The 21,252-nt window shown below is 41.7% G+C and carries 16 protein-coding genes; 1 reads left to right on the top strand and 15 read right to left on the bottom strand.

The window, feature by feature from the left end; all coding sequences use genetic code 11:
- Nucleotides 1–114: 114 nt before the first annotated feature.
- Nucleotides 115–1,071, top strand: coding sequence for a M14 family metallopeptidase (locus tag ACK4HU_RS01180; RefSeq protein WP_409803002.1), 957 nt, complete (start codon nucleotides 115–117; stop codon nucleotides 1,069–1,071).
- A gap of 69 nt (nucleotides 1,072–1,140) precedes the next feature.
- On the opposite strand, the gene ACK4HU_RS01175 is transcribed toward ACK4HU_RS01180, so the two are convergent.
- The 15 genes from ACK4HU_RS01175 to ACK4HU_RS01105 all read right to left on the bottom strand — a co-directional run bounded on the left by ACK4HU_RS01175 (nucleotide 1,141) and on the right by ACK4HU_RS01105 (nucleotide 21,186).
- Nucleotides 1,141–1,476, bottom strand: a complete 336-nt coding sequence (locus ACK4HU_RS01175; protein ID WP_409803001.1) for a type II toxin-antitoxin system PemK/MazF family toxin — start codon at nucleotides 1,474–1,476, stop codon at nucleotides 1,141–1,143.
- Nucleotides 1,473–1,766, bottom strand: a complete 294-nt coding sequence (locus ACK4HU_RS01170; RefSeq protein WP_409803000.1) for an AbrB/MazE/SpoVT family DNA-binding domain-containing protein — start codon at nucleotides 1,764–1,766, stop codon at nucleotides 1,473–1,475. The genes ACK4HU_RS01175 and ACK4HU_RS01170 overlap by 4 nt, the downstream gene beginning before the upstream one ends.
- A gap of 195 nt (nucleotides 1,767–1,961) precedes the next feature.
- Nucleotides 1,962–3,992: a M13 family metallopeptidase gene (locus ACK4HU_RS01165; protein ID WP_409802999.1), complete on the bottom strand. Its 2,031-nt coding sequence runs from the start codon at nucleotides 3,990–3,992 to the stop codon at nucleotides 1,962–1,964.
- Between the two features lie 221 nt (nucleotides 3,993–4,213).
- A complete protein-coding gene (locus tag ACK4HU_RS01160) occupies nucleotides 4,214–5,857 on the bottom strand; it encodes a M1 family metallopeptidase (protein ID WP_409802998.1) in 1,644 nt (547 codons plus the stop codon).
- 171 nt (nucleotides 5,858–6,028) lie between these two features.
- Nucleotides 6,029–7,036, bottom strand: a complete 1,008-nt coding sequence (locus ACK4HU_RS01155; RefSeq protein WP_409802997.1) for a Gfo/Idh/MocA family protein — start codon at nucleotides 7,034–7,036, stop codon at nucleotides 6,029–6,031.
- Nucleotides 7,037–7,387: 351 nt separating this feature from the next.
- Nucleotides 7,388–8,542 (bottom strand): acyltransferase family protein, encoded by a 1,155-nt coding sequence (locus ACK4HU_RS01150; RefSeq protein WP_409802996.1) that lies wholly within the window; start codon nucleotides 8,540–8,542, stop codon nucleotides 7,388–7,390.
- A 4-nt stretch (nucleotides 8,543–8,546) separates the two neighbouring features.
- Nucleotides 8,547–9,884 carry a Gfo/Idh/MocA family protein gene (locus ACK4HU_RS01145; protein WP_409802995.1) on the bottom strand — a complete coding sequence of 446 codons (1,338 nt, stop codon included), beginning with the start codon at nucleotides 9,882–9,884 and terminating at the stop codon, nucleotides 8,547–8,549.
- 12 nt (nucleotides 9,885–9,896) lie between these two features.
- A complete protein-coding gene (locus ACK4HU_RS01140) occupies nucleotides 9,897–11,060 on the bottom strand; it encodes an N-acetylglucosamine-6-phosphate deacetylase (RefSeq protein WP_409802994.1) in 1,164 nt (387 codons plus the stop codon).
- On the bottom strand, nucleotides 11,045–12,370 hold the full coding sequence (locus tag ACK4HU_RS01135) for a sugar MFS transporter (protein ID WP_409802993.1): 1,326 nt from the start codon (nucleotides 12,368–12,370) through the stop codon (nucleotides 11,045–11,047). The genes ACK4HU_RS01140 and ACK4HU_RS01135 overlap by 16 nt, the downstream gene beginning before the upstream one ends.
- Before the next feature lie 241 nt (nucleotides 12,371–12,611).
- The gene (locus tag ACK4HU_RS01130; protein ID WP_409802992.1) at nucleotides 12,612–13,352 is read right to left on the bottom strand and encodes a glucosamine-6-phosphate deaminase; all 741 of its coding nucleotides are present in this window, start codon (nucleotides 13,350–13,352) and stop codon (nucleotides 12,612–12,614) included.
- 74 nt (nucleotides 13,353–13,426) lie between these two features.
- Nucleotides 13,427–16,657: a CHAT domain-containing protein gene (locus ACK4HU_RS01125; RefSeq protein ID WP_409802991.1), complete on the bottom strand. Its 3,231-nt coding sequence runs from the start codon at nucleotides 16,655–16,657 to the stop codon at nucleotides 13,427–13,429.
- A 19-nt stretch (nucleotides 16,658–16,676) separates the two neighbouring features.
- On the bottom strand, nucleotides 16,677–17,417 hold the full coding sequence (locus ACK4HU_RS01120; RefSeq protein WP_409802990.1) for a tetratricopeptide repeat protein: 741 nt from the start codon (nucleotides 17,415–17,417) through the stop codon (nucleotides 16,677–16,679).
- Complete coding sequence (locus tag ACK4HU_RS01115) at nucleotides 17,410–17,958, bottom strand: RNA polymerase sigma factor (protein ID WP_409802989.1); 549 nt, start codon at nucleotides 17,956–17,958, stop codon at nucleotides 17,410–17,412. The genes ACK4HU_RS01120 and ACK4HU_RS01115 overlap by 8 nt, the downstream gene beginning before the upstream one ends.
- Nucleotides 17,959–18,053: 95 nt before the next feature.
- Nucleotides 18,054–20,561 (bottom strand): hypothetical protein, encoded by a 2,508-nt coding sequence (locus ACK4HU_RS01110; protein ID WP_409802988.1) that lies wholly within the window; start codon nucleotides 20,559–20,561, stop codon nucleotides 18,054–18,056.
- A gap of 151 nt (nucleotides 20,562–20,712) precedes the next feature.
- Nucleotides 20,713–21,186 (bottom strand): hypothetical protein, encoded by a 474-nt coding sequence (locus ACK4HU_RS01105; RefSeq protein ID WP_409802986.1) that lies wholly within the window; start codon nucleotides 21,184–21,186, stop codon nucleotides 20,713–20,715.
- Between the last annotated feature and the right edge of the window lie 66 nt (nucleotides 21,187–21,252).

Below are 21,252 nucleotides of genomic sequence, written 5' to 3'. Positions count from 1 at the left end.
ATAATCTTTTCCTATGATTACAATTAATTTTCATCGGCATATCGCTTGGTTATAATCATCTCAGGATGTGTCACTAGCGCCATGCATTATTGCCATCTATAGAATTATCATAAAATGATCGATTTAATTCAGAGCCACTTTCCAACCGGCACAGTAGCATCTCCCACCTCAAAGACAAGGGGATTTATTTCGGTACCTGGCACATCCGTAGAAATGCCATTTACTTTTATTTATGGAGCATTGCCTGGAAAATCCATTTTGTTAACTGCAGGTGTCCACGGCGGGGAATATCCATGTATTGAAACTGCAATTCAATTGGCAAATGAAATTAATCCAGCGGAAATCCAGGGGACGATTTTGATCATTCATCCGGTAAATCCTGCCGCTTTTTTAGCCCGAATGCAATATTATGGGCCATTTGATGGTAAAAATCTTAATCGGGTTTTTCCAGGAAAAGCTACCGGTACGGTAAGCGAACGGATCGCATATCAAGTCCATCAGTTTCAGCAAGCTGCTGATTTCTACCTTGATCTCCACGGGGGTGATATTCACGAGGGATTGGTTCCTTTTGTGATTTATTCGACTTTGGGAGGTCCCGAACTTTCGGAGCAATCGCGCATTGCTTCTGCCCTACTTGGTTTTCCATATGTGGTGGGTTCGGTCTCTGATAATAGTTCAATCGGAGCTGCCGCCAAGGTTGGTATTCCTGGTTTTTTGGCTGAATTGGGACAATGTGGACGTTGGAATCAAGACGAAGTCAATCAATACAAAACTGCTGTTGTAAACGTGCTTCGCTCTTTTTCCGTGCTTCAAGGGGAGGTCAAGCAGCATGAAGTTGAGTTTTTGAAGAAAATGCTCGTGAGCACAGCCACGGTGGAAGGCTGTTGGTATCCGGATGTGAAGCTCGAAGATTTGGTAAAACAAGGCCAAAAACTGGGTGAAATCCGCGATTATTTCGGAGTAGTCAAAGCCGAGTACTTCGCTGATTCAGATGGCATTATCTTGTATTTAGTTACTTCACTGGCGATTATGATAAATGATCCACTCTGTGCTATTGGAGTCACGGCGTAAATCAATCATTTCTCACAGACCGCTACTTGATCACTTTTATCAGAATAACAAGTGTCTTTTTCCCAAGAATTAAAACAAATCCAAAACCTTCATCAGACCAAGCTTCACTAGATCAAGCTCATTTTGAGAAAGAACGCCAAGTCGTCTTTCAAATCGTTCTTTTGAAATTGATTTTACCTGAAAACAATCTGCTGAACTTTCTTTCCTTAATCCATTATTGGAATTGGGTGAAAGCTTGATATGCCAATCTTTGATTGATTGACCAACATCGGTTATCGGAACAACTACTTTTAACTGAAGCACTCCCATGCTATCGTGATTTACAATAATCGCAGGTCTCTTTTTGTCAATTTCCTGTCCGATTTTAGGCGCAAAATCCACCAGCCAAATTTCGCCCTGTTTCATTCTTCAATAATATCTAAATCAAGATCAGAAAGATCGTTTTCAGGTTTCTTGTAATATTCAATCGTCTCAGGCTCATTTGCCTGAAGCTCCATTCGATTGTAAATTTCAGTTTTGTATTGACGTAATTCATCCACCGACTTTTGAAAACTAGTCAGTTCATTGGCCGACCTGATTAAGATTCCTTCTGGCTTTTCCTCCAAAATAACTTCATCCAAACCGTATTTTTTGATCAATTCTGCCGGAATAATCAATGCTTTACTATTTCCGAGTTTGGTCAGCGTCTTTACCATAGCTAAATATAATGTACTAACATTGTTATAACTACTTTTTAGCAAAAAGATTCACTCTCAACAACTTCCGCTATTCGACATTTGCAATGTCGAATTACCTATCCAAGGATTTTGAATCCGATTCACTAGCCAACACGACAACTATAACCCTATCCTACTTCCCTACCTCCATTCTTCCCAACTTCCCAATTTCTCCTACCAAATCCTAATCCTCTCCTCTTCTGCCTTGTAATTCTTATCTCCAGGCTGCACATTGAAGGCGGTGTAAAATGGATCAAAGTTCATCAGAGGGCCGTTGACACGCCACATTGCTGGGGAATGGGAATTGGTATTCACATAGTTGCGCATAAACTCATCCCGAGTTTTGACTCTCCAGATTCTGGCTATCGATAAACAAAAGCGTTGGTCCGGCGTGTAACCGTCGATTTTGGTGGTATCCTGTCCTTGTTCGGTGAGTTTAAAGGCTTCGTAAGCAATGTAGAGCGCTCCATTGTCAGCGGTATTTTCTCCAATCGTCATCGCCCCTTTTACAGGTACGCTGTCCAACACGGTGAATGAATCGTATCGCTCGGTGAGTTGCTGAGTCTTCGCTTTGAATTTGGCGAAATCAGCATCCGTCCACCAGTTTTTGACATTTCCATCTTTGTCATATTGCGCTCCCTGATCATCAAAAGCGTGTGTCAGCTCATGACCGATGACCATGCCGATACCTCCGTAATTGATCGCATCATCCGCATAGAGATCGAAATACGGAAATTGCAATATTCCCGCAGGAAAGACGATTTCATTCAGAGAGGGATTGTAATATGCGGTAACCGTCGAAGGCGTGGTCCCCCACTCGTCCTTGTTTGGTGCTTTATTGAGTTTGGCAGCTTGGTACTGATAGTCGTTTTCCATCAATGCCACCACATTTTCAAAGTACTTCTCCCGGTCGATGGTCACTGCGTCATAAGTTCTCCAGACATCAGGATATCCAACTTTTTTAGTGATGGCGTAGAGCTTCTCAATCGCTTTCGTTTTGGTGCTGTCACCCATCCAATCCAGCTGCTTGATGCGGGTTTCGAAGGCTATCTGCAAGTTGTCAACCAAGTCAGAAATACGTTTTTTAGCATCTTCATTGAAATACCGCTTCACATACAATTGCCCCAAAGCAAACCCCAACTGACGATCTACTTTGTTGACCATTTGCTGAGCTCGAGTCAGTTGTTTGGATTGGCCAAGGAGCACTTTTTCATATTCAAAGTTGGCCGCTTCAAACGGCTCGCTTAAAACGCTCGAATAAGTCACTAAAGAGTTGGCCTTCAGGTATGTTTTCCAATCGGAAAGGCTAACAGAATTCAGCAAACCATTGAGTTTGATGTAGTATGCAGGCTGACGAACATCCACAGAATCGGCCTTCAGTTTGAGTTGATTCAGTATTTTGCTCCAACCAATTCTCGACATTTTTGAATCCAGTTCAGAAACAGCCATTTTGTTGTAATTCTCCTTAACTACTCGGCGTTCGATTCTGGTTTTATGGGATTCAGCCAGTGATTTTTCAATCGCATATACAGCATTGGCACTTTTTTGGGCATCGGCTTGACTTGATCCAGTCAGTTCAAAAAGTGTTGAGATATAGACTTTATATGCATTTTGAATTCCAATGGTGGCGGAGTCGGTTTTGAAATAATAATCCCGATCCGGCAAACCCAATCCGGCTTGACTGAAATGCAAAATATTGATGCTGCTATTTTCCTGATCCGGAGAGACATTCATTCCAATGATGGAATTGTTCCCGCGGCTGATCTGCGTCGTGACAAAAGCCATTAAACTAGGTATATCCTGAATTCCATCGATTTCCTTTAGAATTGGCCGAACAGGTTCGAAACCACGTGCATTGATCACTTCGGTAGCCATTCCGGAGGCGTAGAAGTCTCCTACTTTTTGGTCATTGGTTCCTTTTGGATGGGTTTCGGCGGAAACTTCCTCCAGGATATTTTCCAAAAGCTGCCGCTGCGGGATATTCAAAAATGAATAGGACCCCACCCCTACTTGATCGTCAGCAATTTTGGCCGTGTCGTACCATCTGCCATTCACATGCATGAAAAAGTTGTCGCCAGGTTTGATGTCGGGATCAATTCCAGACACGTCAACAAATTGACGATTGGATTGGTCTTCTGTAGTTTCAGATTTACTGCAAGACGATAAAGCACAAATTAGAAGAGTGAAAAAGAAGAAATTTCTCATAAGGATGATATGGTTTGACTGAAGTTGAATAAAAATAGTCAGTCTGCAAGCCTTGTTTATATGATATTTTGAACCAGCCTTTTAGGTGGGGAAATGCAGGTGTAAAAGGTAGAGATAGAATCGAATCTCATACATATGGCAATTCACTCAAAATATTAATTTAATTTCAAGGACGGTTGAATTTTGCTTCAGTCTTCTGTCTACGGTCTTCCAACTCCCTCTTATCTAACCCTCAAGCTCCCCACATAATAATCGAGGTCCACTGTCACATCAGTTTTCTGATTTACCGCCAACTTTTTCCACTGTGTCGTTGGATTGATGCGCATTTTCTTTTCACCTAATTCCATATCCACAGGCATATCAAAAGAAGCGATGCAATTTGCCCAGCGGAAATTCAGTGTCTGATCGTCTGAGAAATAATATTCCAATATAGGCACTGCACTGTTTCTGAGGTATTGATCAAAGAATGGGGAAAGATCAATTCCGGCTTTTTGCGAAATGTAATTCTCAATCTGCTGCGTAGTGACCGTTTGATGGTAAAATTCCTGATTCAGGCCCCGGAGGATCATTCTCCACTTTTCATCATCATTAATGATTTCGCGTAGCGTATTGAGAATATTTCCTCCTTTATAATACATATCTCCCGAACCCCGCTGATTTACTCCGTAGATCCCAATGATGGGACGATCGTTGTTGATGTTGATTCGAGTACCTCTGACGTATTCTTGTCCGGCTTCTTTTCCATAATAATAATCCAAAAAGAGGCTTTCTGAATAGTTAGTAAAGCTTTCATGAATCCACATGTCTGCCACGTCCTTGTAGGTGATATTATTGGCAAACCACTCGTGACCTGACTCGTGGATGATGATAAAGTCAAACTTCATTCCCCAGCCAGTGCCGCTGAGATCTCTGCCAAAATAGCCATTTTGATAGCCATTGCCATAAGTCACAGAACTCTGATGTTCCATACCCAAGTAAGGAGCTTCGACCAATTTGAATCCGTCTTCATAGAATGGATACGGCCCAAACCAATGTTCAAAAGCTTCCATCATCCGTCTTGCGTCCTGAAAGTGAACTTTGGCTTTCTCGAGATTATCTCTTAGGACAAAATAATCCATGTCGAGCTCACCTTTTTCCCCTTGGTATTTTTCTCCAAAATGGACGTAATCACCAATATTGATATTTACTCCATAGTCATTAATGGGATTGATAACCGACCAATGAAAAGTATCGGTGGAAGTGCCCATATCGATTCCGACTAACTGGCCATTGGAAACATCCATGAGACCTTTAGGAACTGTCACACTGATTAGCACACTGTCCACTTCGTCAGCCGGATGATCCTTAGTCGGCCACCAGACGCTTGATCCTATTCCTTGGTTCGATGAAGCGATAAAATGCTTTCCATTCGCATCCTTTTGCCAAGTGATCCCTCCATCCCAAGGTGGCCGAATCGCTTCTTTAGGTTGACCTTCATAACTGATGATGACCTCTTCGAAATTGCCAGGCAGCTGCTTTTTCACCAAAGAAATGAAATGGGCAGCTCCCTCCTTTCGCATTTCAAGTGATTGGCCATCCTGTGTTGCGGATGTGATTTTCAAAGGTTCCTGTAGATCAATCTGTAAAACCTGAGCTTCATTTACTACTTGATACCGAACAGTATTTGAACCTTTTATGGATTTTGTTTCAGGATAAATTTCAACCTGCAAATGATAGTAATTCAGATCCCACCAAGCGCGTTCGGGTGTGATGCTACCCCGGAGGGTATCGGCGCGGGTGAAGGTTTGCTGGGCAATTCCAGCTAGATGAGTTGACAAAAAAAGGAGGCTGAAACCAAACAGTATTTTAGCTTTCAGTTTTGACATATTGATTTGTACACAAATCATAAAATTAATGAAATGATTTGGATCCAAATCATTTTTGTCTTTTTCTCTCCTAGTTTCCCATAAATCCGTACTTGGCTTTCAGGATTCCAATAAATTTATTGGAGTGTATGAAATTCATTATAACTACTAATGAGGACGGATTAAACAAACTCAACCTACCAATATCGAATCCAATCTTACCTTTGCCCCTCCCCGTCTCTTACTTTCATCCGCTGCTTCCATAAAAGCATAGATTTCAAGCGTCTCTTGAGGATCGATTGGTGATTTTTTTGTCCGAAAAAAGTCTGCGATCTGCACAACCAAAGGTTCATACCCTTCAAATTGACCAAAAAACAGGTTTCCTTCAGTGCCAAATGCAGTTCCCCCATAGTCATGTTTTCCACTTCGCATTCCCCGGAAAGTTCCGATTCGACCGTCTTTCCAAGTTCCCACGACTACTTCCGCATCTGGAGTTGAAAATCGAGTGACCGATTCGCAGCCCGAACCCATGGCAGTAAAAAGAATTTCTACTCCATGAATTCCATACCAGAATAAGTCAGGATGGCTGGGCTCCAGTGTAGCGGGACTAAACGCATCACAAGCCAATACTTTTCCGATTTTGTTTTCGTGGCGGACAGCATGCACGTTTTTTTGATATCTAAGCGACGAACAAGAAAACATGGGAACTCCAGCAGCCTCTGCTTCCTCATAGATTTTCATTGCATCTGCTAAAGATCCCGCAACAGGCTTGTCAATAAATACAGGCTTTTTGGCTTTAAACACCGCTCTGGCTTGCTTCAGGTGAGGTTTGCCATCATTAGTTTCCAACAGCACCACATCAACTTTCTCAAGCAAAGCCTCAATTGAATCCACAATTTCGACTCCCAATTCCTTGACCTGATCGATGTATCCAGGGATTCGATCCATGCTGGATTTGATGTCTCGACTGCCATAAGGATAAGCCGCCACTACTCGAAAACCAGCCAGTTCAGGTTTCGGATTTTCAGCGTTAAAAAGCTTCGCAAAAGCAGGTGAGTGAGAGGTGTCAAGTCCTATTATTCCGATTTTGGTGGGATGGTCTTTGGCATTTGCCAGCAGAGAAAAAGGCAGTGAACTTAAACTAGCTACTGTTCCAATAGCGGTAGTTTTCTTTATAAATGATCGACGGGATGATTTCATAGATAATTGAAAATTAAGTATTTAATTAAGTTCATTTAATGTCATAATTTTTATTAAAGGTATCTTTTATACCTAACGTTTTTCCCCAGAGTTACATTCTGGCCTGTCTGCAGGGCTTTTACAGAACATGCTTAGCACTGGGTCTAAACATCTATCCAATTGCTCTGAAGGAGCAACGTGTAAAAGCCCCAAATGCAATTTGGGGTTACTTAATCTGATTCCATTTTGAGCACTGAAGGCGCGAACTGTATAAATTCAAACACTGATCGTGCCTTCAGCACTCTGGAAAACTATTCGTCTTTTAATCCCAGAAATGCATTCTGGGCTTTTACAGGACGTGCTTTCAGCACTCTAAACCTTAAAGAAAATCTTCTTCCTATATAGGAAATACAAGAACAGCCAAACCAACAACAAAGCCCCCAAACTTTCCATCACAGGAAACCAATTTTCTCCCAACGGCTTATAAAGTCCCTCAAACAAAAGTCTGGATGTATGTCTGAAATTGACAAATCGATAGACCATGTATATCGTCAAACTGTTCATTCCGATAACCACAAAGAAGAAGGCCCACTTTTGAAACTTGAAAATGTCAATGATCAAGTAAAACAAACCCATGGACAGGAATGCCATTCCAGCGGTAAGCATAATGAATGAACTCGTCCACATCCGCTTGAAAATTGGGAAATGAATGTTCCAAACCAACGCAATGCCAATGCAAATCATCCCGGTCAGCACCAATTCCTTTAGTTTGTTGTTTTCGGAAACATTGGCTTTCCTCAAAATCTCTCCTGCATGAGCTCCTAAAATGGTCAAGCAAATCGCCGGAAACGTTGTCAAAATTCCCAGTTCATCAAATTGGCCTTGAAGTAACCTTCCCGGCAGAAAAGTCCGATCAAACCAGCCAATCAAATTTCCCTCAAAACTTAAATCACCTGCACCAAAACCTGGAACTGGAATCAGAAACACAGCCGCATAATAGAGAAGTAAGATCCCTCCTACTATGAATAAACGTTTGGCTGTATTGAAATTCATAAATAGCACCACAGTCACAAAACCCGCAATTCCGATTCGCCCAAGCACGCTTCCAAGTCGGATTTGCTCCCAGTCAAAAAATGGAAAAGGAGCATTCTTATCCAAAATCCCCAACCCGATTAGGATCATCATTCTCCAAAAGGCCTTTCGGTATATCTGAGCTTTTGGAGCGTTAGCTTCTCTTAATTTTCCAAGGGAAAACGGAATAGAAATTCCCGCAACAAACAGGAAAAGAGGGAAAATGAAATCATAAAAGGTAAACCCAATCCATTCAGGATGCTCGAATTGCAGCGCAACTCCATCCAACCAAGCCCAAGAAGTCTTCCCTTCAAAACTTCTGAAAAAAGCATCCGCACCACAAATCATCAACATATCGAATCCACGAAGTGCATCAATACTGACCAATCGATGGGTTTTTAACCCTCCAAGGGTTTTGGAACCCTTGGAGGGTTGGTTAATGAACTCCCTTTCCATTTGATTAGAGTTTTGGTTCCCAACCTTTTGCGTAATCTCTACCCCAAAGCTTCCTCGCTTTTTTGTCACCGATTATTCTTCCTGAATTTGGATTTATAGCCAAAGCTCGACCTGTTCGATAAGAAATATTGCCCAAATGGCACAGCAGGACGCTTTTTTGAATTTCTGGATAAGGAGAAATCTGACTTTCTCCTTTGTCGATCGCATTGATGAAATTGGTGAAGTGTGCAATGTCCATGTCAAACCCAGCTCCTCGCTGATCCACTACTGTATTAGTGGTGGGTTCCACGGATTTGACCAATTTATTGGCATTGTCGAAGATTTTATAGGAGTTGTTGAGGAGTTCGAGGGTACCATTTTCTCCATGAAAAGAAACACCTGAGCCCATGGAATTGATGTCGCGGGCATTGCAGCTTCTACCTTCCCACAGAATTGATTTGCCTCCGGCAAAGTCATAGCTCGCAATTTGAGTATCAGGGGACTCCCAATCGTCCTGGAAATGATAACGTCCACCACTGGAATAGCATTTTTCAGGATAATCCACTTGCAAACCCCATCTAGCTAAATCTAAAAAGTGAACGCCATTATTGACGATTTCTCCTGTGCCCCAGTGCCAGAACCAATGCCAATTGTAATGGATCAGGTTGTTTTTGAATTCAGAGCGAGGCGCCGGGCCTTGCCAAAGTTCGTAATCCAGCCAGTCTGGAACAGCAGCAGGTTTTCCATACCCGATTGATTTTCTCGTATTCGTGTACCAAGCACGCGCATAATAGGCCCTTCCAATCGCTCCGGAATGGAGTTCCTTCATAGCTTCCTGCACTCGTGGCCAAGATCGGCGTTGATTGCCCATTTGGACGATTTTGCCATATTTCTTGGTCGCTTCAACCAAGAGTTCGGACTCAGCGGGATTGTGCGAACCCGGCTTTTCGAGATAGACGTGTTTTCCGGCCTGCAAAGCCATCAAAGCTGCCGGAGTATGCCAGTGATCCGGCATAGCGATAGATACAGCATCGAGTGTTTGGTCCTCCAGTGCTTTTCGAAAATCAACCAAGCCAATTGGGGCGATTTTCACTCCTTCTTTTAATGCCAAAGCAATTCCATTTTCCCGAGCTCGGGAATCCACATCACAGATGTAAGCAATCTCCACATTTGGGATTTTGGCGAAAGCCTGAATATGCTGCGAACCACGACTGTTGACTCCAATCACAGCCACGCGATATTTGTCTTTGAGTGGATATTCGGATAGGATATTGAAGGAAAAAGCCGAACTCATCGCACTCAATCCGAGTGTCCCTGTGGCGGCGGTTTTGATGAAATGGCGACGATTGGGCTTATTGTTCATAATGCTGAGGTTTTATTTTTTGGGTTTACGAAGTGAAAATTCTACTCCGTTTTTGATAATTTTTAGAATTTCTAACGATCGATCTGCTTGTTGTACAACTTGAATTAAGTCTGCTGGGGCTCCGATTTCGAGAGGATTGTAAGTTGGGAAAAACAGGCGATTAGGACGAACAGAAGCCATTTCCCAAGCTTCAGACAGCGTAGCTATGTTATTTTTCAAGAGAAAATTGACACCCTGAAGGATATTCATCGCCGAACCTGCAAGTGTGTTCAGATTGCCATGGAGATGAAGTTTTCCATCAGCAGTTAAGGTAACCTTTCCTCCAACTGAAGCATCATAATCTCCAGAAGGCAACCCTGCCATAGCCACAGAATCACTTACTAGCATCAAGTTTTTTCCTTTGACCTTTTTGAAAACCTGAATCACTTCGGCTGGTAAATGAAAACCATCTGCGATGATCGTTGCGGATAAGTTTTCCTCCGAAAGTTGGGACCAGAGGTAATTGGGATGCCTTGCAATTGTTCCATGCATCCCGTTTCCCAAATGAGTGGAAAGCCTCGCTCCCGCTTTGACTGCATCGATTATCTGGGAATGACTAGCATTGGTGTGACCAATGGAAACCAGAATGCCAGCATCCCTGCATTTCTCAATAAATGAAATACTTCCCTCCCATTCCGGAGAAAGTGTAATAATCCGGATCAATCCTTCACTTTCATCCATCCATTTTTGGAATAAATTCCAATCAGGCGCTTGAACAAATTCTCGGAAATGTGCTCCTCTTGGTCCATCTTCAGGGGAAATAAATGGCCCTTCGATATGAATTCCCGGGATGCAGGATTTTACTAAGGGATCTGCTTTGCGAAGCTGAACGATTTGCTTGATCAGCCCTGAGATCTTATCTGGTGAATTGGTGATAATCGTGGGAAAATGGCTTATCACACCATATTGAAGTAATTTCCTTGAAATTTGACCCAAAGTCAAAAAATCAGTTTGGAGTTCGTTGTAGTCAAATCCCCCATAGCCATTGACCTGAATATCTGTGAATCCGGGTCCAATCCAAAAGTCGTTTTCCAGGTCAGTTTCCAGAGTTGAGATTGAGCTTATCTTCCCCTCAGAAATCCCAATTTCCAGCGGTTTTCCATCCAAATAGGACTTTCCGATCAGGCGATTTTCCATGTTCTGATTTTATGACCATGAATTGCATAAAAAACCAAATAGAGGTAACAAGGAAATAGCACCCAATAGGCCAATCGCACATCATACACATCTGCCAAATACCCATAAATCAATGGCATGATAGCGTTGCCGCAAAGTCCCATGATCATGATCGATGCTCCTAGTTTGGTGAATCGGCCCAAATCATCCAAAGCCAAAGGCCAAATACCTGCCCAAACCAAGGAATTGGCCAAGCCAAGCAACACCACAAACCAAATGGACACATCCGTGGTGATTCCCAAAAGTGTCACTTGACCCGAGGCGAAAATGATTAATAGGGTGAAAACTGTCCCCAGCAAAGTGCAAATTCTAAGAATATTGACTTGAGATATTACTCTGGGAATCAGAGAAATTCCGATTATATAACCCAAAATAGTAAAGGCAAGCGTGTAAGATGGAAAGACTTTCGCCTCCATCAAGCCGATCCCGAAGGAATTTGCATAAGCGATAACCGTATCGATTGCAATGACTTGAGTACCCACGTGAAGGAAAATCCCTACAGCTCCCAAAATCAAGTGCGGAAACTGGAAGATTGAGGTTTTGCCTGAATTAGCGACGGCAACTTCTGCTGTCTCATGCTCAGTATCTATTTCTGGAAGTGGTGAAAACCGTACAAAAATTCCCAAAGCGAATAACACTATTCCAACCACGGTATAAGGCCAAATTACTCTTCGAATAAGTTCATCCAAGGCAGCCTCTTTATCCGCAGGTGCCATTGTTTCCAATTGTTGAAACATTTCATTATCCCCTACTCTCAGGATCACTGCTGCAAAAAGAATCGGCGCCAAAATACCCGCTCCTTTGTTGAAAATGCCCATGACGCTGATTCGTTGCGCTGCCCGCTCTTTAGGACCTAAAATAGTCACATAAGGATTGGCGGCAGTCTGAAGCACAGCCAAGCCCGTTCCCAAAGTGAATAAACCCAAAAGAAAAATCTCGTACGTGCGGCTCATTGCGGCTGGCACAAAAATGAAGGCTCCCACTGCCATTGCAAAAAATCCGATCATCATTCCTTTCTTGAATCCCACTGCTTTGAGCAGGTAAGAAGAAGGAACGGACATGACCAGGTAGGAAATGTAAAATGCAAATGCGACCAGATACGAGTCAAAATTACTAAGGGTGAAGGCGATTTTGAAATAGGGAATTAGGATAGCATTGACCCATGAGACAAAGCCAAAAATGAAAAAGAGCATCCCGATGATTACGATCGAGATCCAAGTATCTCGTTGACTAAGGGATTCAACTTTTACCGCAGTGGTAGATTTTGACATAGGCTGGTTTTGGGTTTAAGCTTAAGAAAAATGGTAATTTATTGGGAGCTGTGAGTGAAGACTTGCCTGCGGCAGGCAGGCACTCACAGCGGCGGTCTTGATGCCTCCGTGAGTGTCTCACGGATATTTCGCCAATTTCTACGCCGGAAGTTGTTCTTACTCGCAGAAAATCCGATTCAATTATATTTTTCCATACTCCTTAAATACCAAATTTTATGTCAAGCTTCCAAAGATTTTCAGATCAATGGTTGGAAAGTAGTGATGAAGCAGAGTTATCCAGAAAAATCTGACAATTCGGATGACTTTGAAGAATGGAAGCGGGATGAAGATTGGTGATTTCACCTTCGAGACAATCTTTTACCGCTTGGGCTTTTCGCAAATCAGGAACCGAACAAATAATGGCTTTTGACTTCATGATTTGTTGAATTGACATGCTGATGGCTTGTGTCGGCACGACATCCAAACTTGGAAACCACCCCTCTCCAAACTGCTGCATTCGACAAGCGTGGTCCAAATCCACCACGAGGTAAGGTTTCAGGGTGTCGAAATCAGCCGGAGGATCATTGAAGGCCAAGTGACCATTTTCCCCAATTCCTACAAAAGCCACATCGATTGGATGATTTTGAATTAGAGTCGAAAGTCGCATACATTCTTTCTCTGGATCATTTTCCCCATCGATCATATGGTAGGCTTTCAATTGAGGAACCTGATTAAAAAACCGCTCCAACAAATACTTCCTAAAACTAGCTGGATGTGTGATGGGAATTCCGATGTATTCATCCAGGTGAAAAACCGTCACTTTGCTCCAATCGATGTCTTTTTCAGTCAATAGCTGCTTCAAAGTTTCAAATTGACTGGTTCCTGTAGCTAAAATAATGTTAGCAAAACCCTGATTTTGAATTGCTTTCCGAATCAGGTCAGCACCGATTTTACCTGCTCTTTGACCTAGTTCGGTAGGGTCTTGAGAAATTGAAATGTTCATATAATGAGACTTACGTTGGGTTAAAGTACCTTTTCTATTCAGTTTTGGCAACCTGTTAAAAGTAAAAAAGAGGACTAGGCTTTTTTGAAAAAGCGAAAACCCAGAAAAATCAGAATTCCTAAACCAGCCAATCCTAATCCCCAAAGAAGAAAATTTTTAAAATTGCGCTGTCCGGAAATCGGGGCTGAATCTCCGATCAAACCAAGCCCAGCCCAATAATAAGGATGCGCCAATTCATCCGGTACTTCACCTAAGAATTGAAGTTTGGCTTCCCTGAGCGCTGTATTTTTAGCCATTCCCTTGGACAAATTGCTATAAAACGAAGTCAAAATTTCCGCGCTTGCTTTCTCATCGATTGCCCACATGCTCATGACCACCGATGCCGAACCGGCATACAGAAAACTGTGAGCCAGTGAAATTATTCCTTCTCCTTCCTGAAATTTGCCTGTACCTGTATTACAGGCTGACAGTACAGCCAATTCTGCTTGAAGCTGCATACTATAGATTTCAAAAGCATGAAGGATCCCATCATCCAGAACAGAATCCTGAAGTGATGGTTTGGCTAAAAATAGCCTCGATTGTAGCGGTGATAAATTATTGACCTCGCCATGTGTGCCCAAATGCAAAACTTGATATGCTCCTGCCTCTTGAGTAAACCGAGACTCTTGCGCCTCCTCCTCGAGAAACAACTCTCCTTTCAGCATCGAAACGGCCTTTTTTGCTGCCAGTAAGGAGAAAGGCTGTCTTATCAGTTGTGCATGTATTGGGTCCTCATAAGGCTTGGCCAAAAGTCGAGCTTGATAGCTTTCTTTCATTATTGGAGTGAAGCCTGGAGCAAAAAATATCCCCCTTTTTTTCGAATACTCTTTTGTTCTTCGTTGTTGAATTGCACTCGAAGCAGATAGCAAATAGGTGATCTCATATTTTCTGATCAAATAATTGAGATTAGAAAATCCATTTATCTGATTATCTGTAGTTAATATTTCAAAGTTTATCCCAAAAAGTTCTCCGTCGGGTATGATAATTAACTGCTTTCCTTTGATGAATGGAGTCAGAGGTTCTATGAGTTTTTGGTATAAAGGATAGGATGCTGAAAGAAATTTTGAAACGTCAAGTTTACTTAGGTCTTGCAAAACTGAAACTTGACTACTTATCGTTTTTCGAGGTTGCCTGAATACTTTGAATTCCGAAGAACTAATCAAAAAGGTATATAGATAGTCTTCTGTAATGGCATATTCAATCAAGGTTTCGTAATTGCCAAGAAGTCGATTTCTGATATCTGATATGGAAAAAGGTTGGAGATTAAATCGCTCCTTCCACCGGGGATCATCCAATTGAAGGAGGCTATCCTGAAATTCCCGATACGTTTCAATGGCCTGTGTCAACTCATTCAGAAGCGTATCATTCGTTCCTCCGGTGTTCAGGTATTGCGTATTCAGTGCACTGATTTTTCCTCGCCATTTCCGATCTTTTGAATAGAGATCACTTTCATCCACCGCATATTCATCCACTACGAGATTGTTGGATGCAAGTCGAAGGAGCAATCCTTTTCCCCGTTCTGCAAACTCAAAAGCTATTTCGAGATACTCTTTTTCGTCATAGTGTTCGGCCAATAACCACGCAGAATTCATTCCAGCCTGATAGAGTTTCTTTTGCTTCTTTGCCAGTTCTACTATCGAATTTTGGCTTCTCAAAGCAGGAATACTACGTTCTAGATAGCCTCCGTAGTTTTTGACTAATTTGACAATTGATACCAATACCTCCTTTTGTGGGATAGGATTGAAATTGTGCTCTAGAATCGCAATCCGGTTGCTTAAAAACTCTGCAATACTTGTGGAAAGTGGTAGGTCATCAATCCAATTTGAATTGGGAAACTTTGCCAATCCCAAAAGCTCCAAAAACGTGCTGTCTGAGTATAAAAGTGCTTTTTCCCACTCCCCTGCTGAACGATAAGTTTCACTGATACGATTCCATTTGGCAGCGATATACAAGCTTCCCTTTTGATACTTTTTGTGATAAGAATCCAAAACCTCTTCATGTAGAATTAAGGCTTCCTTAGTCCTACCCTGCTTGGCAAGAGTTTTTCCCAAAGATGTTTTTGTTTCATCGACCATGGTAGTCCCTGTAACTCCCGCCCTTCTATATCGCTCCAATGATTGGCTATACCATTTTTCTGCTTGCGCAAAATTTGAACGGTCTTCATTCAATTCTCCGATTTGGCTTTCCAGATCGGCAAGTCCTTTGATATTTTCATTGTCAAACATGGATTGAAGTCTGTAAGCCTTGGAAAAAAGTGAATCAGCTTCCTCGTATTTTTCAAGACTTCGTTTGGCTTCCGCCAAATGAGCAAGCGGCTGAACGATACCCAATTCCTGATCTCCATAATTGACCTGATGAAGCCTGAGTGCTTTTTCGAAGTAAGCTTCCGCAAGGGAATTTTCTCCAAGTGAGTGATAGAGAAATCCGGTATTGTTATAAGCTATTGCCAAAAAATGGGGATTTCCGCTATCTGCATAAGCTTTTTGAGTCACTTCGACCATGGCTTTCAGATGAAAAAGAGCCTCAGTAAATCGGCTCATCGATTCATAAATAACAACGAGCTGATTATGCACCAAACCCATGTTCGGGTGACCCGATGGAAGATGTTTGGTGGCAATTTCATAAAGCTTCAAACTGTATTTCTCAGCTTCTTCAAACCTACCTGCCCCATTTGCGATTAGCCCAAGGGACTGGTAAACTCCCATCAATTGCTTGGCATCCGGCCCATAAAGTTCCAGTTGAATAGCCAAGGAGCGCTCAGCATACCGAAGGGCATCCTCATAAAGATTGAGATTGAGGTACATCCAAGAAATATTGTTGTAAAGCGTAGCAACTGTTCCGTTAATGGAGTCATTTGTCGGAACTCGAAATTCTGCTTCTTGAAAGCTCAATTTTGCTTCTTCAGTTCGAGCCATGTGCACCAAGAGTTGACCTTTTTTGTTGTTGGCAGCGACCCGAGCTAGATGCTTTTCCGGAAGTTTTTGGGATTCAGCTATGGCTGTATTTGCAATTATAATGGCCTGCTGATCTCCTTTGGTATCCCAAACGATATCTGCTTGATGCACATATGCCAACACCAGACTATCTTGTTGTTTGGTTTTTTGAAAATCCTCAATAGCGAGCAAGCAATAATATGTCGCACTGTCAAATTGCTGACTTCTAAAAGCTTTAATCGATTGGGACAACTTGGAATCCTGCGCACACAACATCCTTATTTGCAAAAAGCAAAGAAAAAATCCCAAGAAAAAATAGCTTCGCACAGACATAGCTTAGGCTTGTTTCACCCTAGGGAGATTTTTTCAATTTCTTTAACAATTCTTCCGCACGAGTTTCGGGTAAAAGCACTTCAAGTAACTCAATCGCCTGATTGATCTCATTTTGGCGAATATTAATCAAAGCTCGGTACCATATCGCTTTGGTTTGAAATTCAGACTGAGGATCGGAAGTGACCCAACCTAAATAGTCAGCAGCTTCTTCGAATTGATTCAAATTCATATGAGCGACTCCTAGGTAGTATCGTAGTGTATCAGAATTTAATTTTAAATCTGGAAGTAGGGACCAAATAGCGATTGCTTCTTCATAATTCCCTTCCTTGTAGCTGACCATGCCATCGTAGAATTCATAATTTTCTGAACTGCTCATTACCACAGGAAGACCGGGGTCTGCATAGAAATATGCCGAATACAAATCAAGTTCTGTAGAATTAGTTTCCCGCAGAAATAGATAACCAAGGAAACTAAAAAGGACCACACCAACGAATACAGCAGCAACAACCCAGACCTTGTTATTATAAATTTTTCTGATTTTTGCTTCTGATGGTTTTACATCTTTGACACCTTTGGCAAATGAACCTAATTCTACAGCGGTCAGAAGTTTTTGCTGGAGAATGACTTCTTCCCTCAAAACTGAATCAGATTCCATCCGCTTTTCGAAATCCTCCTGCTGTGCTAATGAGAGATTTTTGAGCAGATAGTTTTCTATTTCTTCAAACTCTTCCTGACTTATTTCGGGTCTATAGTTATTCATTTCCTTTTGATAGTTCGAGATATGCTTTTCTCAGCCGCACCATACAGCGGTATTTAATTGTTTTCACGCTTGCCTCGGTGGCATTGTGTTGCTGGGCTATAGTTGCCAGAGATTCTCTTTTGAAATAAAACTTATCCAGTAAATCCCGGCACTTTTCTCCAATTGAAGAAAAAGAGGCATGAAGCAGGTCTATTTGACTTGAATCTTGCTCCACTGAATCCAAGTCAGTTTTTCCTTCGAAGTCCGAAAGGTCTTCTTTGAGAATAATTTTATTATTGGAGATTGAACGCAGTTGATTGATCCATTTGAATTTACAGACCTGCCTGATGTAAGCATTGAAGTTTTCAGAATCTCCCTGAAATTTTCCTTCTTTTAAATTGATCCATGCTATGCTGATACTCTCCTGGAATATGTCCGCTGCATTGTCGGCTGTTCCACTGTTTTTACGGACGTAGCTAACGCACCATTCAAAGTTATCTTCGTAAGCTTTTGAGAGCAGAATTTCTGGATTTTCTTTCCAAATATCTTTTGGTACTTTCAATATTAGGGTAGTTTTTAGTCTTCCTAAGATAAGTGCCAGCGATATAAATCCCGTATTTTCTGCAAAAACTTTAGATTAATTTCAGTTTAAATTTCTTATGGCTTTTTCACCTTAATGATGACTCGTGCAGTACCTTTTCTTGCTTTAGCATATTCTAGAAATTTACCACAACCATCAGTTCCCAACCAAGTTGGACCGCTACCTGCTCCTGCCGATATGTGTGCGAATATATATTTTCCATTTTCACCGGGTTCAGCAGTCGCTAGCCACGTTCGGGTAGTTCCTGTTACTCTTGGGATTAACTCAGGGCTAAACTCGATAACTGTTGCGGTATAACTTATAGCATTAGGCACTGGATCAATATAGAACATTGTTCCCGCTCCACAGTTGGTATAATTACCTGATACAGTTGGCCCCCATGCTTCTGCTGTGATATTGACGTATTGAATAATCACATCATCCTCATTATTAATATTGACTGTAGCTTCAAGTTCTTCATAAAGGAAATAATCTCCACCGACTGATGATTTAGCGTAAATTCGGGCAAGAACTTTTTCAGTAGCCTTTTGAGTATTCTTATCAGTACATTCGTAATTAATGCTATTGGAACCGAATGTGGTAATTGTGGTAGAGAATCCTCCATTTCCTTTTAATTTCCCGTATTTTCCATCCGTAGTCCAAATCACTTTTTTATCAGCAAAATCAGGCGCCGATCCATCTGCTCGCTCGATGTGTAGGGTGGCGGAATTGGCATTGCCTTGTTTACCTGAAAGAGTAATCCCGTTTGGCTTGATTTCATAGACACTTTTTCTCAGATTTAATTTCACCGTGTCTTTTCCGATGGATTGTGAGCCTAAAAATGCTTCCACATAGACATATTCCCAGTTGTTTTCTTCAGGAAGCTGTGCTGCCGAGGTTGTTGAATAGTAGGTTATTTTGGCATCAGAACTTTCGAATGAAGCTCCTTTATTCCCTTTTGTATCTTGGATATAGCCATATTTACCACTCGACTTCCAGACAAAAAACGGGTGAGTATCTCCACCAGTTTGGAGATTTTTTATTTTTGCTTCGATTGCCTTACTTCCACGGCTTCTGATGATAGCATCTTTTGGCGAAAGAGAAACTTTGGCAGATCGAGCCCTTATGGTCCAATTCTCCATATGGCGAGAAGCTTGAATATTTTCAGAAATCGCAATAAAATCTCCTGCCAAAAGTGCAGTATTTACAACTTGAAGTATTGACCCAGCTCTTTTTATCGCTTTTTGGGCTGTTGCAGCTGCTTTACCTGGAATTTTTGCACCACTGGTGGTGGCAGCTGCAACCATTACATCAAAAGCAAATTCGGAAAGTTCTTTGAACGTTGCATCTATTGCGCCGGAATACAAAAGCTCGAGCGACTTTATTGCTGCGCCTTTGAAATCTCCTTCTTTTACAATTTCATACACTTCGGGAGTTGCTTTCAAAAAAACTTCGGTAGCTCCGATAAATCGTTCAATTGGGCCCTCTCCTATATTGATTTTTTGGTCAAGTAAATCATCCTTGTATCCATAAATCTCCATGATGAGGGGAAAGAAATAATCGATCACGTAGGTTTCAACTATCAACCTATTCAATTTGGAAATTTCGGCGGAAGTAACTGGTACAGGAAGTGGTCTACCCGGCCCGACAATATGGATCTTATAAGTGGCTTCGCTTTCGACATCCAATAAATCTAACTTGATCGGGCCTGATTTCACTTCTGCAAAATCTCCTTGTTTCCCTTCAATTGCAGTACCCAATACTCCGATAAATGAAGTCGCCGCAGCTCTTGGAGAGATCGCAAAATCTTTGTCTGCTTTGACTGTTGGTCCGATTGCAGCAAGAATCTGATGGGACTTATCCCGCATGTCTTTGTAGGACATTTTATAAAGAAATGCATGTGCTCTACGGCGGTAATGATTATTAACCGAAAACTGACCTAATCCATCTTCAAAAATCTGAAGTCCACTTTTGAAGTCTCCTTCATCTACTGAAATATTAGATACTTTGGCTCTGATGTCAATAACGTTAGGCTTAGGCACCAGTTTTTCCATTACTGCTCGAAGTTGTGTAGTGTAATTGCCTTTATTCAAAACCTGAGGATCACTTTTCCACAATTCAGTAAACTGCTCCTGCCATGCCTTAGCTTCAGGCAATGCATCTACCTGATCCAAAAAAAGCTTTAGAAATCCCGGTTCTCTCAAATTTAGTCCCACAGTATAGGCCAACAGTACATTCGCTGTTGATTTTGGAGAAATTGTACTGGATTGATCAGTGACAAATCCCGCAAGGATTGGCTTCCCCGCTTGATCAAAAAGATAAGAAATACTTGTTACGCCTGATATTGCCACGGTTTTCGTTTTGCCATCCGCACCGACAGGGAATGACTCCCCAAGAGAATACAATTCACTTCCTGTGAAGTTAAAAGACGATCCTTGAGGCAAGTTGATTTGCAGATCTTTGACTTCAAAATTTCCCACTGGAATAGGCGGATTTGTAGGATCTGAGGGTTCTGGATCTTCTTGGCAGGAAACCATAAGCATCAAAGCCAGAAATGTGATGAAAAATTGTGATTTACGGTTCATTTTGAAGTCTTTAATGGTGTTAGAGGATATTTCTATATACCTATCACCATGACCCATTAAAGGTGAACACCTTCAGAAAAATATTTAATTAAGAATTTATGTCAAGCTCCTCTTATCTCAGATCACCTCTACTCATTAAAAAAATTGATTTTTAGATTAATTCCTCAATCCTGTAACTGAAATCACTTTGCAAATCCTCGTGAAGGCTTGAGATCAGTTTTTGGGCTTTCCCAATTTGGACTCGAAAAAGATTATCTATCACCGGATGGTGATGTCTTTCATAGTCGTATTTCTTCATTTGCTCGCAGAAATAAAGAATTAGCTCCGCTTGATCGGCTTTGTTTTTACTCAGTTTCAGGGATTTGTTCAACTTCCTGCGTATTCCTTGAGCAGCTTTTTTTGCGACATGATAATGCCGTGTATTTGCTACCTGAAATGCTTCGTCCAGTTCTTCCTTGACTGCATCGACGAATAAATTGGGCTGATCACGCTCGTTAAGTTTAAAGTAAAGAAAGGCCTTATTATCTCTACTGAATTTTGCCAAATCAGTGATCAGATCAATCAGTTCCTTTTCGGAAAGGTAACTAAGGTCTTTTTTTAGTTGGGCTAGACTGGGGATATCCATTTGGTGTGACTTAGAATTTCAAAGATATTAGATCAAGTCCATATCGACCAAAAAAAGAAAAACCGT

This window comes from Algoriphagus sp. (genome assembly GCF_046296635.1).
Lineage (GTDB): Bacteria > Bacteroidota > Bacteroidia > Cytophagales > Cyclobacteriaceae > Algoriphagus.
The sequence above is the reverse complement of the archived record's forward strand: the minus strand, read 5'-3'. Positions and strand labels throughout refer to the sequence as shown.